Source organism: Chryseobacterium amylolyticum, assembly GCF_051011775.1.
In the GTDB taxonomy this organism is placed as follows: Bacteria; Bacteroidota; Bacteroidia; order Flavobacteriales; family Weeksellaceae; genus Chryseobacterium.
Genome location: NZ_JBPCHX010000006.1, coordinates 309,609 through 324,866, shown reverse-complemented (window position 1 = coordinate 324,866; position 15,258 = coordinate 309,609). Strand labels below are relative to the sequence as shown.

The 15,258-nt window shown below is 37.5% G+C and carries 16 protein-coding genes; 8 read left to right on the top strand and 8 right to left on the bottom strand.

All coding sequences use genetic code 11. From position 1 onward, the window contains the following. Positions 1 to 56 precede the first annotated feature (56 nt). The gene (locus ACR1PO_RS18015; RefSeq protein WP_433987658.1) at positions 57 to 1,223 is read right to left on the bottom strand and encodes an MFS transporter; all 1,167 of its coding nucleotides are present in this window, start codon (positions 1,221 to 1,223) and stop codon (positions 57 to 59) included. Next, entirely contained in the window at positions 1,223 to 2,161 is a 939-nt protein-coding gene (locus ACR1PO_RS18010) for an alpha/beta hydrolase (protein WP_433987657.1), read from the bottom strand. The genes ACR1PO_RS18015 and ACR1PO_RS18010 overlap by 1 nt, the downstream gene beginning before the upstream one ends. 159 nt (positions 2,162 to 2,320) lie before the next feature. Between ACR1PO_RS18010 and ACR1PO_RS18005 the strand changes: the two genes are divergently transcribed. After that, positions 2,321 to 2,698 carry a winged helix-turn-helix transcriptional regulator gene (locus ACR1PO_RS18005; protein ID WP_332386809.1) on the top strand — a complete coding sequence of 126 codons (378 nt, stop codon included), beginning with the start codon at positions 2,321 to 2,323 and terminating at the stop codon, positions 2,696 to 2,698. A gap of 103 nt (positions 2,699 to 2,801) precedes the next feature. Here the strand turns inward: ACR1PO_RS18005 and ACR1PO_RS18000 are convergent, their stop codons facing one another. Next, a complete protein-coding gene (locus ACR1PO_RS18000) occupies positions 2,802 to 3,998 on the bottom strand; it encodes an MFS transporter (protein WP_332386810.1) in 1,197 nt (398 codons plus the stop codon). 244 nt (positions 3,999 to 4,242) lie between these two features. On the opposite strand from ACR1PO_RS18000, the gene ACR1PO_RS17995 reads away from it, so the two are divergent. Further along, positions 4,243 to 4,974 (top strand): MBL fold metallo-hydrolase, encoded by a 732-nt coding sequence (locus ACR1PO_RS17995; RefSeq protein WP_332386811.1) that lies wholly within the window; start codon positions 4,243 to 4,245, stop codon positions 4,972 to 4,974. Positions 4,975 to 4,987: 13 nt separating this feature from the next. Here ACR1PO_RS17995 and ACR1PO_RS17990 read toward each other — a convergent pair whose 3' ends face one another. Then, the gene (locus ACR1PO_RS17990) at positions 4,988 to 5,329 is read right to left on the bottom strand and encodes a helix-turn-helix transcriptional regulator (protein WP_433987656.1); all 342 of its coding nucleotides are present in this window, start codon (positions 5,327 to 5,329) and stop codon (positions 4,988 to 4,990) included. Between the two features lie 580 nt (positions 5,330 to 5,909). Between ACR1PO_RS17990 and ACR1PO_RS17985 the strand changes: the two genes are divergently transcribed. Then, on the top strand, positions 5,910 to 6,503 hold the full coding sequence (locus ACR1PO_RS17985; RefSeq protein ID WP_332386813.1) for a Crp/Fnr family transcriptional regulator: 594 nt from the start codon (positions 5,910 to 5,912) through the stop codon (positions 6,501 to 6,503). A 60-nt stretch (positions 6,504 to 6,563) separates the two neighbouring features. Here ACR1PO_RS17985 and ACR1PO_RS17980 read toward each other — a convergent pair whose 3' ends face one another. Continuing rightward, positions 6,564 to 7,190 (bottom strand): CatA-like O-acetyltransferase, encoded by a 627-nt coding sequence (locus ACR1PO_RS17980; protein ID WP_433987655.1) that lies wholly within the window; start codon positions 7,188 to 7,190, stop codon positions 6,564 to 6,566. A 215-nt stretch (positions 7,191 to 7,405) separates the two neighbouring features. Here ACR1PO_RS17980 and ACR1PO_RS17975 point away from each other — a divergent pair, with 215 nt between their 5' ends. Together ACR1PO_RS17975 and ACR1PO_RS17970 are read left to right on the top strand one after the other, a co-directional pair. After that, complete coding sequence (locus tag ACR1PO_RS17975; RefSeq protein ID WP_433987654.1) at positions 7,406 to 8,251, top strand: NAD(P)-dependent oxidoreductase; 846 nt, start codon at positions 7,406 to 7,408, stop codon at positions 8,249 to 8,251. Between the two features lies 1 nt (position 8,252). Continuing rightward, on the top strand, positions 8,253 to 8,708 hold the full coding sequence (locus ACR1PO_RS17970; RefSeq protein WP_332386818.1) for a PPC domain-containing DNA-binding protein: 456 nt from the start codon (positions 8,253 to 8,255) through the stop codon (positions 8,706 to 8,708). A gap of 151 nt (positions 8,709 to 8,859) precedes the next feature. Here the strand turns inward: ACR1PO_RS17970 and ACR1PO_RS17965 are convergent, their stop codons facing one another. From ACR1PO_RS17965 to ACR1PO_RS17955, 3 genes are read right to left on the bottom strand one after another with little or no spacing between them, the layout of a single operon-like run. Continuing rightward, positions 8,860 to 9,663 carry a helix-turn-helix domain-containing protein gene (locus tag ACR1PO_RS17965; RefSeq protein ID WP_332386819.1) on the bottom strand — a complete coding sequence of 268 codons (804 nt, stop codon included), beginning with the start codon at positions 9,661 to 9,663 and terminating at the stop codon, positions 8,860 to 8,862. A gap of 18 nt (positions 9,664 to 9,681) precedes the next feature. After that, complete coding sequence (locus tag ACR1PO_RS17960; RefSeq protein WP_332386820.1) at positions 9,682 to 10,077, bottom strand: GlcG/HbpS family heme-binding protein; 396 nt, start codon at positions 10,075 to 10,077, stop codon at positions 9,682 to 9,684. A 10-nt stretch (positions 10,078 to 10,087) separates the two neighbouring features. Beyond that, a complete protein-coding gene (locus tag ACR1PO_RS17955) occupies positions 10,088 to 10,876 on the bottom strand; it encodes an SDR family oxidoreductase (protein WP_332386821.1) in 789 nt (262 codons plus the stop codon). Between the two features lie 197 nt (positions 10,877 to 11,073). Here ACR1PO_RS17955 and ACR1PO_RS17950 point away from each other — a divergent pair, with 197 nt between their 5' ends. The 3 genes from ACR1PO_RS17950 (at position 11,074) to ACR1PO_RS17940 (ending at position 15,248) form a co-directional block, all read left to right on the top strand. Then, positions 11,074 to 12,519, top strand: coding sequence for a S41 family peptidase (locus tag ACR1PO_RS17950; RefSeq protein ID WP_332386822.1), 1,446 nt, complete (start codon positions 11,074 to 11,076; stop codon positions 12,517 to 12,519). Positions 12,520 to 12,648: 129 nt separating this feature from the next. Next, positions 12,649 to 13,671: a ligase-associated DNA damage response exonuclease gene (locus tag ACR1PO_RS17945; protein WP_433987653.1), complete on the top strand. Its 1,023-nt coding sequence runs from the start codon at positions 12,649 to 12,651 to the stop codon at positions 13,669 to 13,671. Then, positions 13,668 to 15,248: an ATP-dependent DNA ligase gene (locus ACR1PO_RS17940; RefSeq protein WP_433987652.1), complete on the top strand. Its 1,581-nt coding sequence runs from the start codon at positions 13,668 to 13,670 to the stop codon at positions 15,246 to 15,248. Before ACR1PO_RS17945 ends, ACR1PO_RS17940 begins: the two co-directional genes overlap by 4 nt. Positions 15,249 to 15,258: the final 10 nt, after the last annotated feature.

The window sequence follows — 15,258 nt, the reverse complement described above, 5'->3', positions numbered from 1 at the left end:
AAATTAATAGTACAAAGTTACTAAAATTTATTCAATGTAATAAAAATTGTTACAGTTTAATTCTGACAAATGGAAACAACCTGGATTCGTTTTTCAACTCTGCTTTTTAAGATCATCATCAGAAATGCAAGAATCCCAAAAACAACACCTATCCAGGGAATATATGCGACTCCTTTTGTCACAATGATCCATCCTCCTATCGTAGTTCCCAGCGTTACTCCCAGATTTCCGAAAGATGTAGCCAGGCTGTTGGCAAATTCCAGTGAATCCGGTGCGGAAGAGATCATATAAGCTGATGCATTCAGAAAACTTGGTGAATACAGAAAACCCCAGATCCCGATTACCAGAATTGTTGCGAATAAATTTCCATCAGAAAAATATAAAAGTACAGGTACTAAAATGGTTCCCGAAAGAAAAATAGCTGTAGTACCCGCAATATTTTTATTAAGCATTTTTCCGGCAACTCCATTGGCTGCAACTCCGATAAGCCCAAACAGCAGCAGCATATAGCTTACCATTGATGTATCCATTCCTTTGGCTTTATTCAGATAATCAGCAAAATAACTGTAGGTAGAAAACCAAGCCGTAATCATGAAAAAGTTAGTCAGAGTACTTAGAATAAATGGAGGCTGCTTCAGGATTCTAACCTGGTTTCCATAGGATTTCTTTTCTTTCACAGGCATCGGAGGAAGAAGGAAGTAAATGACCCCTAAAGCAATCAGACTTACAGCAGTCTGTATCATAAATGAATATTCCCAGGACCAAAGTCCCGCAATCCATGTTGCAAAAGGAACCGTTGTAACCATCGCAATGGCTACTCCATTAAATACAATTCCCATCAGCTCATTTTTTTTCCGGTCATCTGCCTGGGAGACTGCCACAGATAAAGCTGTTGCAATATATACAGGCTGTAGAAATGCCGGTAAAATCCTAACCAGCATCAATAGCCAGAAAGGAGGTGAAAAAGAAGATACAAAACCTGTAATCAGAAACATAAAAATGGCTGCAAGCATTATTTTTTTACGGTCAAAACCTGAGGTAAGTAAGGTCATAAAAGGGCCTGTAAGAGCAATAATTAATGCAAAAGCACTCAAAAGATACCCTGCTTTGTCTATACTTATTTTGTAATGTTCTGCAACCTGCGGGAGAATTCCAATGACGCCAAATTCTGTTGTAATAACGGCTATAAACCCCAGACATCCAATATATGCGTATTTTTTCATTATACTTTTTCTTCTACAGAATTTAAATTTCGGTGAGCAAAAACAGCCATTTCATCTATTGCAGATTGTACTTCTTCCAGGATTTCTCCCATATGCATAAATCCGTGGACCATATCTTTGTAAAGACTTGTTGTAAGTGTAACGCCTGCATTTTTCATATTTTCAGAAAGCTGTTTCCCGTCATCAAGCAAAGGATCATGCTCTGCAAGAATTATTAAAGTGGGTGGAGTTTCTTTAAAATCTTTGATTAAGACAGGAATTGCCAAAGCATTATCTTTTTCTTCTTTGGGAAGATACCAGTCCCATGCTTCAATCCCGCCCTGCTTATTAAGAACAGGCCCGTTTTCATAAGTTTCCCAGGATTTTGAATTGAGCTGATTATCGGCTGCAGGATAAATTAATACCTGAAATTTCAGATGCTTTCCTATCTGAGTAGAAACAGCCGCAGCCAATGCTGCGCCAGCGCTATCTCCTATTATTCCTATTTTATCAGGATCAATTCCTAAAGATTCTGCCTTTTCTATGACCCATTTTATGCTGTCAAGAGAATCATTTAAGCCTGCAGGAAAAGGATGTTCCGGAGCAAGACGGTAGTCTATAAAGATAACCGCAGATCCGGTTTTATTAGCCAGTTTACGAACTACAGCATCATGGGTTTCATATCCTCCAGCGATGAACCATCCTCCATGAATATAAATAATGGCCGATGAATTCTGAATATCTTTTCCGTTAGGACGATAAATCCGAACAGGAATCTGATGGTTTTCTCTTTGAATCTCCAATTCTTCAATCATTGCAACGGATTCTTTTTTTCCGCTAAGCTGAAAGGACATTGTTTCAAGATATTTACGGGTTCCGTCTAAGGAACTCTGAGGATTGAAAGGTTGTATTTTTTCTAAATGATTTAGAATCTGTGTTATTTTAGGTGTTAATTGCATTATTATTTTGATTTGAGTTACTATTATTTTACAGGGAACGTGAGCGCTATTGTTCCTTACTGCCGCATATTTTCTGCTTTCTGTGTGTAAAATTAAATCTCAAACCTTACATTTGCATTGTATACAGCTAAATGTATGGTACTAACAAATTTGTAAGTAATGGGAAAGCTAAAAGAAAATTCGACGAATAATATCAACAGACAATATATACAGGGATGTGATTTGAGCTATGCTGTATGCAAAATCGGAGGCCGGTGGAAACTGATTATTTTAAACAAACTAAAAGATGAAAAATTACGTTTCAGCGAGCTTAGAAACTCTATTTCAGGAATCACGGAAAGAATGCTTACCCTGCAGCTGAGAGAGTTGGAGAAAGAAAGCTTGGTAAAAAGAACTGTTCATGCAGAAGTTCCCCCAAGAGTAGATTACGAGCTTACTGATATTGCCCGGGAACTGATTCCTATATGGAAACTGCTTGATGAATGGGGAGGAAAACACAGGGAAATGATGCAGGCACAGGAAACAACCGAAGCATAATAAATTCTGCGGATTTTGAATCTGAATAGACTTGAAAATAAAAGGAGCGGGATTTTATCTTTGATAAAATCCCGCTCCTTAAACAAATCCGAAATATAAAAATTTACATCTCTGCGTTTGCTTTATTTACTCTTTTTGAAAACAGAATATGGGCGATCAGAGCCAATACTCCAAATGTAGTTCCTACGAAGCATACACCACCCCATTGAGCTTTCTGCCATGCAATAGAAGCCAGCCAGGTTCCCAGTGATCCGCCAATAAAATAAGATACCATATAAACTGTATTCAGCCTGTTTACGGCATTGGATTTAAGTAAAAAATAATTGGTCTGGTTCATAATATGACTGGACTGTACTCCCAGATCAACAAGAATTACCCCGACAATAAGTCCCCAGTAGGTTTTTCCTGCAAAGTAGGTGAATCCCCAGCTCCCAATAACAATCAGCAGGGAATACAATATAATCCGGTTAATATCAAGGTATTTTTGCAGTTTCCCTACCTTTGCAGCTGCCAAAGCTCCTACCGCGCCGGCCAGTCCAAAACTTCCCACTACAGAAGAACCTGCGTTGAAAGGCGGTTTCTCCATATGGAAAACCAATGTGGTAAACAAAGCACACATGGATCCGAAGGCCATTGCCCCACGGAAAGATGCCAGCTGAAGAACCGGCTGGGTTTTCGCAAGATGGGCAACAGAACGCATCAGTTCTTTATAAGTCCCCTTAAAGTTCGGAGATAACTCAGGCAGCATTTTATACACAGCCAGCCAAACCAGGATCATTAATCCTGCCGCGATACCGAACATAGCTCTCCAGCCCCATACTTCGCCAACAATTCCTCCGACAAAACGGGATAAAAGAATTCCCAGCAGCAATCCTGACATTACCAGCCCGATATTGCCCGATTTTTCTTTATCTGATGAAAGTTCTGCAGCAATAGGCACAAAAAGCTGCGGAATAACAGACGTTGCACCAATCAGCAGACTGGAGGCATACAGCATCCATAGCTGAGTGGCAAAAGTCATCCATAAAAGTGATCCGAAAACAAGAAATAAATCAATTAAAATCAATTTTTTACGAAAAAACTTATCTCCTAACGGCACAATCAGTAATAATCCCAATGCATAACCGATCTGAGTAAGTACAGAAATTTTACTCGCTGAACTCTCAGGAATCTGAAGCTCTTCTGAAATGAGGGCTAACAGCGGCTGATTATAATAATTATTGGCAACTACAAGTCCGGAAATAATAGCCATAAGCCAGATAACCGTCCGGGAAATACCATGGGTAGAACTCTCCTGCATTACGTATAAATTTTTATTTGAAATGAAAACCATCTGACCGTTGATATCGCCAGATTTTTAAGAGTTCAAAGATAATCATTAAAAAAAGAAATTCCCCGGTTTACATTTTTACATTTTTATAAAATAAGGCAGGAACTGCTGTAAGTAAAATGATTTCAATAAACTGCCGGATCATTGTTTTTATTGATGATGTATATCGATGAAAAACCTTTTACATATTGGAAATATTAAAGAAATTTGCAGCATGAAAATCATTCCACTTAAAGAAGGCAATTTTTCGGCAAGCAAAACCAAGGATTTTACACTTTTAACCGATGAAAACTTTGAACAGGTTGGAGGAATTAAAATGTCTGTACAGCCTTTTCTCATCATTACTGAAAATGATTATATTCTTCTGGATGCAGGCATTGGCTGGAAAAACAAGTCCGGGACAACTGTAATTTCCGAAATTCTGGAAAGGGAAAATATTCATCCCGGCCAGATCACTAAATTATTATTTTCCCATCTTCACAAAGATCATATCGAAGGAGCAGTGACACTTACGGATAACGGCTTTGAGGCAACTTTTCCCAATGCTCAGATGTATATACAAAAACGTGAGCTGGATTTTGCTATGGAAAATAAGGGTAATCCTTCCTTTAATTTTGATATGCTGGAAAAATTGATTCAACTGCCTGATATCATCTGGATGAATCAGGATAAAGGACAGATTACAGATGAGATTTCATATGAAGTGGCGGGCGGACATACTCCGTTTATGCAGGTATTCTGGATCAGAGAAAATGAGGAAACGGTGTTCTATGGCGCCGATGATCTTCCACAGGCTTCCTATCTGAAGTATCATCTGGCTTATAAAAGCGATTTTGATGGCAGGAAAGCAATGGAATTAAGGCTTAAATGGGAAAAAGAAGCACAGGAAAACCATTGGAAAGTTCTTTTGTATCATGACCTGGATAAAACCGTTATAGAATTTTAAATAAAAAAATGGTTTAAATTTCATTAAACCATTTGTAGATATCAAATTCCGAAGGAATATTGAGCTTTTTTCTTATCCTGTTTTTCCTGTTTTGTATGGCTTTGGGCGTTACAAAAATACAGGTTGCAATTTCCTTGGTGGTCATATTGAGCTTAAGATAGATACAAAAGATCAGTTCAGAGTTTTTTAACGAAGGCTGTATAGCTGATAACTTTTTAAAAAAATCAGGATAGACAAGTCTGAATTTATTCAGCAAACGGGGAGAATTTGCTTTGGCAAGTGCCATAATTTCGTCTTGTACAAGAATTTTCTGATTCAAATCCTCTATATTCGGTTCAGGGTTTCTATTTTTCATAATACTTTCTCATCTCTACTTATTTCAGATACGGCATCTCTTGCGCATCAGTACAAAGTCTTTTTTTTCTCTGATATCTGTGTTTTGCTGATTAATATTGGAAACAGGATAGTTTTTATATGTTTAAAATTTTATTGTTTTTAATTAATATAATGTAATGTTTCATAGTGTATAGGTTGTAATTATTGAATAAATATGTTAAAAAATCATACATGTGAATTTTATATCATTTTTACATTGGCAAAGAAAGAAAAAATGATTAAAATTTTATTAAAACCGCGTACCACATAGATACCACGTTATTTTTTTCAGTAAATATCATAATAGCTTTTATCAGCCCGTTTCCCACTATTTGCAAGGGTACTTTCTGACAGGCTGTAAATGTAGCAGATTGGCAGTATAACTTTTTATGATCTCAATCAATAACCTGCAAAAGAATTTCTTCAAAAAAAGCAAGTATGTGTGGTATATGAATGGTACCACGTTCTTCAGAAAATAAATAAAATCCATGTTCCTTTATTTTAAGAAAGTTTTTATACAAGAATAGTACAAATGTTTATTTAAAATATTGAAATAGAATATGATCATTGAAAGTTTATTAATTTCATTTGGAGCCGAAATTAAAGATTACAAGGCAGAAGATATTATTTTCCGGGAAGAAGAGTCTCCAATGTATTATTACCAGATTGAAAAAGGTAAAGTTAAACTCAATAATTATACGGAAGACGGAAAAGAATTTATCCAGAATATATTCTCAGACGGTCAAAGCTTTGGAGAATCCCTGTTGTTTGTAGACAGACCATACCCTATGAATGCCGTTGCAATGGAAAATTCAAGTGTATTCAGAATGCCAAGACAGAATTTCCTTGATCTGATCCGGAATAATCCCGAAATTTCATTAAGCGTTTATGAATGCCTCGCGGAAAGGATGTATTATAAATATATCATGCTGTATAATCTTTCTTTTCAGAATCCTGTATCCAAGCTGAAATTGCTTATGGACTACCTGAAAAGCTACCATGAGGAAAAAACACCTTACTCTTTCCAGGTTCCGCTTACACGGCAGCAGCTTGCTTCACTTACCGGATTACGGGTAGAAACAGTGATAAGAACCATAAAACAAATGGAAAAGGATCAGATGGTAAAAATAGAACGCCGGAAGATCTATTATTAAAGTAAAAGCTGGAATAATCCGGCTTTTACTATATTTTGTCTGACAGTGTTCTGCTCACTCCTACTGATCAAGCTGTCTTTGAAATTCTTCCAGGTATCTGGCAATATGAATCCCGTCTGCCAACCCGTGGTGCGCCTCAACAGAAACCGGAAGGTATTTTCTGCCGTCACGGATATTAAATCTTCCAAAGGCAACTTTAGGAACTGATTCCTTCGTATTAAAATCAGTAGGCTGCAATATAGCACTGAAAAAGTTCCAGGGAATGGTGGTATGTCTCACATGATCTTTTCCCAGCCTTTCATTGCTTAGTCTCAGTCCCGAAGTCTGGTGAACCCCTTTTATCTCCTCCTGCAAAGCTGCATTAAACGTTTCAAAATCTTCTGAATAATGAGTAAAAGAAAAACCAAAAGTACCATCCGGTCTTCCGATTGTGCTGCCGGCATGAACCGTATCAAACTGTACAACCTGTCCGTCAACGATTCTGAGTTTTAATTCATCAACTGTATTAATCGCCACCATAGACTTATGAAAATAGTAGGCAAAAAAAGAATATCCTTTTTCTTTGGCTGTCTCATATGCTTTTGTACAGTCTACTTCTGTCGTAAATCCGAAATAAGGACTTGCCATATTAGAGAAAAATTCAAAATGTTCTTTCCTGTTCCAGTTATCTATGTCTACAATCTTCATTAACTCTTATTTTGTGCAAATTTCTGAAAGTTTCTCCGGTTTAAAAAATTTATGACTGAAAATATAATTAAAACTTAACTTTATAAGACCATGATTTGGTAGGCATTTTGCAGCAAAATAACGTATTTGCAACTTACTTATTTGTACGTAACTCCTTTTTCATTCAGGAGATAAACTGTATACAATCTAATTAATAATAAAAATAAAATATGGCAATGGAAAAAATCGGATTCATCGGATTAGGAAATATGGGACATCCTATGGCCAAAAACCTTGAGAAAGCAGGCTTTCAGTTATCCGTTTACAACAGATCTTCTGAAAAAACCAGAGACTTTGAAGAAAAATCATCAGTCTGCACTCAAATTAAAGACCTTGTACAAAACAGTGATATTGTATTCACGATGCTTACCAACGACAGTGCCGTAAAAGCAGTATATGAAGAAATTATTCCTTTAAATATTCAAGGGAAGCTCTTCGTGGATATGAGTACGATCTCTCCCGAAACCTCTACAGAAACTGCAGCCGCTCTGAAAATAAAGGAAGCTTCTTTTATTGACGCTCCTGTGGCAGGAAGTACCGTACCGGCACAGGAAGGGACCCTCATTATTATGGCAGGAGGTGAAGAAAAAGACATCAGGCGAGCCATGCCCTATCTTTTAAAAATGGGAAAATCTGTAAAACATTTGGGGGAAAACGGAAAAGGAATCGCAGGAAAACTATCCATCAATTATTTTCTGTCTGCCATTTATCAGGGGCTGGCGGAAACTGTATTGCTGTCCGGGAAATTAGGTATTGAACGGTCCGATATGCTTGAGATAATCAATGAAAGTGCCAGCGGAAGCGGTGCAACAAAGGTAAAAACACCTCTGTTGATTGCGGACGAGTACACCCCGGCATTTGCTCTTGATCTTATGCTCAAAGACATTCTTCTGGCTAAAAATGCCGGGGCTGATTTCCCTTTATCCGGAGCATTGATTAAAACCTATCAAAATGCACATGATAAAGGATTTGGTCAGGATGACGTGATAGGAATCATCAATTATTTAAAAACAATAGAATAATATGGAGATCATCAATTATAAAGGAAAACATTGGTCTGCAAGAAAAACAGGTCATATTTATATCGTAAGTATTGACAATCATTCCAATATTGTAGAGGTTTTAACGGATTTTATCCGGGACCAGAAAATTCAGGCGGGAGAAGTAACAGGAATTGGAGCGGTGAGTGAAGCAACACTCCGTTTCTTTAATCCGGCTACTAAAAAATATGTGGATAAAGCTTTTAAAGAACAGATGGAAGTCACCAATATTTCCGGAAATGTTTCGGAAATAGAAGGAAAATTGACGCTTCACCTTCATATTACGCTGGGTAGAGAAGATTACACCGCTTTGGCAGGACACCTTTTAGAAGCAAAAATTCAGGGAGCCGCAGAATTTATTTTCTATCCATTGAATACCAGAGTGGTAAAAATTAAAAACGAAGAAACGGGCATCAATCTTTATGATTTTGAAAAATAGAGTGCTGGCAACTGTTGATTGCGTATTGATGCTGTATTTAAATTTCAAAGCTGTTAAAAATGCAAAGACACAAGATTTAGTTCCTGTGCCTTTGTTCTTTTTATCAGCAGCTATACTTATGCTCGAGTTTGTGTTTTTTTAGCGGACTATATTAAATTTCAGTAGTGGTCATCCCGAATTTCTTTTTGAACGAAGAATAAAAGTGCGATAAATTCTCAAAACCCAGATCAAGATAAATATCCGAAGGTTTTTTATCCCTGTTTTTTATTAAATAATAAGCTTCCTTCAATCTTTTTTCTTTCAGCCATTGTTTGGGCGTCATCTGAAATGTTTTACTGAAATCTCTCTTAAATCCTGAAAGACTACGGCCTGTAAGCTTTGCAAAAGCATTTACCGATACATTGAACATAAAATTTCTGTTCATAAATTCTTCAAGATCAATCTTATAAGGTTCTGAGAAATCAAAAAGAAGGTTTTTAAAATCAGGATTACTCAGTAAAAGTAGCTCTATAGCTTCCTTTACTTTTAAAATGGCCAGTTTTGGAGGTATCTCTTTAGTCTTATTGATATAGGGAATAAGAGAAGTAAAATAGCTATTAAAAAAATCATCAGGTTCAAAAAATAACCGCTGATCCCCCGGAAATCCGGTGTGTACCGTTATTTTGTTTTCAGCAGCATATTGTCTCAATGTTTCATCGTCAAGTGTAATGGATATAAACTGATATTTTTCCGTGGCTGAAGGATATTTGACCGTTCTGATCAGCTGGTTTTTCCTGACCAGAACTACTGTATTTTCTTTAATCACTGTTTTTCCGTGTTCATGAAAAGCATGTGTTTCCCCTGAGATCTGAAACCCCAGAAAATAATCAGGGATGAATTCTTCATGACCTTTGTAAGATTCAAAAGCACATGAATAAACCAGTTTGTCAAATATGATCTCAGTAGTATTTTCCATGATACAAATATCTGAAATTTAAGCTATAGCCTGCACTCCTGCTTCTGCTATTTCCTTATCCTGTTCCGGAGTTCCACCTGAAGAGCCTATGGCACCAATAATCTTTCCGGCTGTACTTTTTATGACAACACCCCCTGCAATTGTCAGAAGTCCCTCATTTGAGTTCAGCATTCCATAACCATGAATGCCTGTTTCAGAGATAATTTCTCCTAATATATCACTGTTCACTCCAAACATCACTGCCGTTTTTGCTTTTTTAACAGCAAAATCCATCACTCCGCAGACACTGTCCAGTCTTGCCAATGCAACAAGATGACCTCCGGCATCCATCACAGCAATACTTACAGGAATATTCATAGATAATGCCCTTTCCTTTGCTGCATTTAAAGCCTTTTCAGCAAGTTCATAATTCATTTCCATAGGATTAGCTCTTTGTGTTCCACGCTTCCGCCTGAAGCTGTTTTACAAAATCCTCAGTTTCTTTCGGATGGACATTTCTGAAATTACAATGGTCATCTAAAGCTACATTTACAATCACTTCAGCCATAGACTGCGGATCAAGTTGATGTGCTAACGATTCAGCAGCACCGTCAAATGCAGATTCCGGTGTAAAATTAATTTTAGGATCATACCAATGGAAGATAGAGTCTACACCCCTGTCATTAAATCCAGTTCCGAATACACCCGGATTGCAGGTTGCAATTTTAATATTAAACGGAGCGAGTTCGGTTCTTAACCCTTCAGCAATAGATTCCAGCGCATGTTTGGAAGAACAATAAGCTGCAACGTAAGGAACGGTCCACAACCCTCCCATTGAGGAAGTAAAAACAATCTTACCACTCTTCTTTTCAACAAACTTTCTGATGAAGCCCTGCGCAAGATTCAATGCACCAAACACATTCACTTCAAACATAGCACGGATAATATCTACCGGCTGTTCAGCAATTGGACCGCCTTCCATAATTCCTGCGTTACTGATTAAGATATCTATTTCATACTTTTTCAGGATATAATCAATATCTCTTTGGCTGGTTACATCCAGCTTATCCACTGTAAGATCAATCCCGTGTTCCTTAGCTTCGCGGATTAAATCACTCATCTGAGGATAAACCTGCGCAGTGGCAATTACCTTATGTCCTTTTTTAGCAAGATCAAAAGCAGCAATCTTTCCGAAACCACTTGCTGCCCCTGTAATTAAAATTGTTTTACTCATTGTATTCTTTTTAAATGATGGTACAAATTTCAAAGATTCCCACAAGGATAATGTTGCCTGAAAGTTCATTTTTATATTGCTGGAAAGTTCAGAAAAAAAACGATCAGAGGATGAATAATTTTCTAAATAAGTCCACTTTCACATCATAAAAAAATATATTTATCGTTAGATTTGTAATATAAAACTAAAACCAGTATATGCTTAAAATTAAAACGGTTCTTTTAATTTTTATCTCTTCTTCTTTCAGCTTTGCTCAGAATTGTAATTGTGAAAGTAATTATCAGTGGGTAAAAAAGACATTTGAGGAAAATGATGCCGGCTATCAATATGTGATTGATCAAAAGGGAATTCCTGCTTATCAGGCTCATAGCAATGAATTTCTGAACAAAATCAAAAATGTAAAATCAGATACTGAATGCCAGCAAATCATTTATGACTGGCTTAAATTCTTCAGATCCGGCCATTTTTCAATCTCAAAAATTGACAATGCCAGTCAGCAAAATCCACCTGCAGCTGTTGAAAATTTAAAAACAGAAATGGTAAAAGTTGATCTTGAAAAATTTAAAAATGAAGTTCTGACTAAGAAAGATTCGGAAATTGAAGGGATCTGGGGAACCGGGCCTTACACGATAGGAATCAAGAAATTTGGCGACAGTTATAAGGGTTTTATTATTACATCCGGAGCAGAAAACTGGAAACCTTATGAACTGAAACTGGTTATTAAAGCTGATAAAACCACAGGAACCTTTTATTTGAGAAACAAATCTGCCCAGGAAATAAACAATATAAGGTTCATTGGAAAAAATTATCTTGGATTGGGTGAGTTTACCCTGAAAAGAATTTCGCCCCAATTTGGAAAAGAAGAAGGCGTTGAAACGTACTTTGAAACAATAAACGCACAAAAGCCTTTCCTGAAAGTGCTTAATAAAACTACACTGCTTTTAAGAATTCCTTCTTTCAACGGTGCTTTAAAAAAAGATATAGACAGCGTTATGGCAGCCAATCAATCTAAAATTGAAAGTACAGAAAATCTGATTATTGACATCAGAAATAATGGCGGCGGCAGTGACAGCAGTTTTGATAAAATTATCCCCTATCTCTATACCAATCCTATCAGAAGTATCAGGACACAGTTTTATTCTACAAAACTGAATAATCAGCGAATGCTGGATCTGTATGAGAATTACCAGAAATATGGAATACCGGAGCAAGAAAGAGAATATCTGAAGAAGGCCTATGATAAACTCACCAGGAACTTAGGCAAGTTTGTCAGCCTTCAGGACGACGGAAATATAGTAGGAATCAACAAGCTTGACAAAATTTCGCCTTATCCTGAAAATGTGGGAATTATCATCAATGATGGTAATGGCAGTACTGCCGAAGAGTTTTTACTGGCTGCCAAGCAGAGCAAAAAAGTGAAGCTTTTCGGGACAACGACAGCGGGAGTTCTTGATATTTCCAATATGTATTTTATTAATTCACCCTGTAACGAATTTAAATTAGGATATTCTCTTTCTAAAAGTTTCCGCATTCCGGAAATGGCCATTGATGGAAAAGGGATTCAGCCGGATTATTACATAGACCGAACAATCCCTGATTATCAATGGATTGATTATGTAAGTGAAGTTCTTAATGAAAAATAAAATAACAGGCTGTTTCGAACCGAAGCAGCTTTTTTTTAAGCTCTTTTCATACTTTCAATAATTAAAAATAAACAGTTTGTTGTAAATTGGTTAAGTTTTTGAAGTTATTCTACAAAACCAGTCACACCATTGAAATTAATCACATTTACAAAAAAAGGAATTTACTGTCCGCAGGGAAAATTTTATATAGACCCCTGGCGGCCGGTAGATATGGCGGTCATTACCCATGGCCATGCTGATCATGCCCGCTGGGGAATGAAAAAATACCTGTGCCATCATTTCACAAAACCTATTCTTCATCAGAGAATCGGAACAGATATCGAATGCCGGAGCGTAGAATACGGAGAGGTTGTTACCATCAATGGGGTAAAGCTTTCCCTTCATCCTGCCGGACATATTATCGGGTCTGCTCAGATAAGACTTGAACATAAAGGATATGTAACCGTAATTTCGGGGGATTATAAAGTGCAGAATGATGGACTCAGCACCCCTTTCGAGCTGGTAAAATGTAATGAATTTGTGACGGAAAGTACTTTTGGCCTACCCATTTACAACTGGCTTGAAGTTTTGGATTTAAATAAAAAACTTCAGAACTGGGTACTGAAAAATAAAGAAAACAACAAAACGTCAGTCTTCATCGGGTATTCTCTTGGGAAAGCCCAGCGTATTATGAAGGCGGTGGAAGAACTGGGGAAAATATATGTTCACTATTCCATCGGAAAACTGAATGAAGCCTTTGAAACTGTGGGAATTGATCTTCCGGATTACACGATTGCAGATTTCAGGGAACGTCCCAAGGAAGTGCAGCATGAAATTGTCATTGTACCACCTGCCCTACTGGACAGTAATATCATCAAAAAGATTCCTGATCCTGCTACGGCCATATGCTCTGGGTGGATGCAGGTGCGCGGGGCCAGAAGATGGCGGAGCGCAGACGCAGGATTTGCCATGAGCGACCATGCTGACTGGAAAGGATTATTACAGACTGTAAAAGCCACCGAAGCCGAGCTTGTACATGTTACCCACGGGCAGACAGAAGTCTTTTCAAAATACCTGAATGAGATCGGAGTCAAATCAGATGTTGTGGAAACATTGTTTGGAGATGACGAAGAAGAATCCGAAAAAGAAACCCTTCAAACCCCGGAATCATGAGACACTTTGCAGAACTTATCAACGCGTTGGAAACCACCAATAAGACCAATGCTAAAATTGATGCTATCATTGATTATCTGGAACGCGCTCCCGATGAGGATAAAGTGTGGTTTATTGCCTTGTTTACCGGAAAAAGACCCAAGAGAAATGTGAATACCAATTACATGAAAGAATGGGCACTGGAGATTACGCAGCTTCCCTACTGGCTGTTTCAGGAATCTTATTCTTCTGTAGGAGATCTTGGGGAAACTTTATCATTAATACTGCCTCCTCCGCAGGAAAAAATAGAACGTTCTTTATCAGAATGGATGAATGATATTGTTAATTTAAAAAACAAAACAGATACAGAGAAAAAAGAATTTGTACTGCAGTCATGGAATGGTCTGGATTATACTGAGCGTTTGATTTTCAATAAATTAATTGGCGGAAGCTTCCGTATCGGAGTATCAGATAAAACATTAATCAATGCGCTGACCAGATTTTCCGGTCAGGAATCCAGTGCTTTGATGCACAGCCTGATGGGAAAATGGCTGCCGGATGAAGTGTCTTTCAAAGAACTTATTGATGCAGAAAATGTTAATCCTGATAATTCAAAACCTTATCCTTTCTGCCTTGCCTATCCTTTGGAAAAAGGACCTGAAGAACTTGGAAGCCCTGATGAATGGCTGGTAGAATATAAATGGGACGGAATACGCGGACAGATCATACGGAGAAACGATGAAGTCTTCATCTGGTCAAGGGGTGAAGAACTTGTGACAGAACAATTTCCGGAAATCAGAGAAGTTGTACAGGAAATGAAAGGCAATTTTGTACTAGACGGAGAAATATTGGCAGTAAAAGACGGTAAGGTTTTAAATTTTAATGAATTACAAAAAAGATTAAACAGAAAAACTTTAACTAAAAAAATGCTGTCGGAAATCCCGATAGAAGTTTTTGCCTATGACCTGCTGGAGCTTGAAGGTAATGATCTGAGAGAGAAACCGATCTCTGCAAGACGAGCTTTGCTTGAAGAACTGTTATTGAATGAAAGTCCTCAGAACATCAGCATTTCCAAAAGTCTGGAGTTTGAAAAATGGGAAGAACTGAATACCCTCAGAGAAAATTCACGGGAAGTAAACAGTGAAGGATTGATGTTGAAGCAGAAAAATTCTCCTTACCATTCCGGCCGGAAAAAAGGTGACTGGTGGAAGTGGAAAATCAATCCGTTTACCATTGATGCAGTGCTTATTTATGCCCAGAAAGGAAGCGGCAGACGAAGTGCTTACTATACTGATTATACTTTTGCCGTGAAAAATGGTGATGCTTTAGTAACCATAGCCAAAGCTTATTCCGGACTTACAGATAAAGAAATTATGGAAGTAAGCCGCTTTGTAACCAAAAATGCTATTGAGAAATTCGGTCCTGTAAGAACGGTAAAAGCAGAGCTGGTCTTCGAAATTGCTTTTGAGGGAATTGGTTTCAGCAACCGCCATAAAAGCGGTGTGGCGCTCCGTTTCCCGAGGATTGTAAGATGGCGGAAAGATAAAACAGTAGATGAAATAGACACTCTTGAAGAAATAAAAAAGTTAATACAATAATATTGTAAAG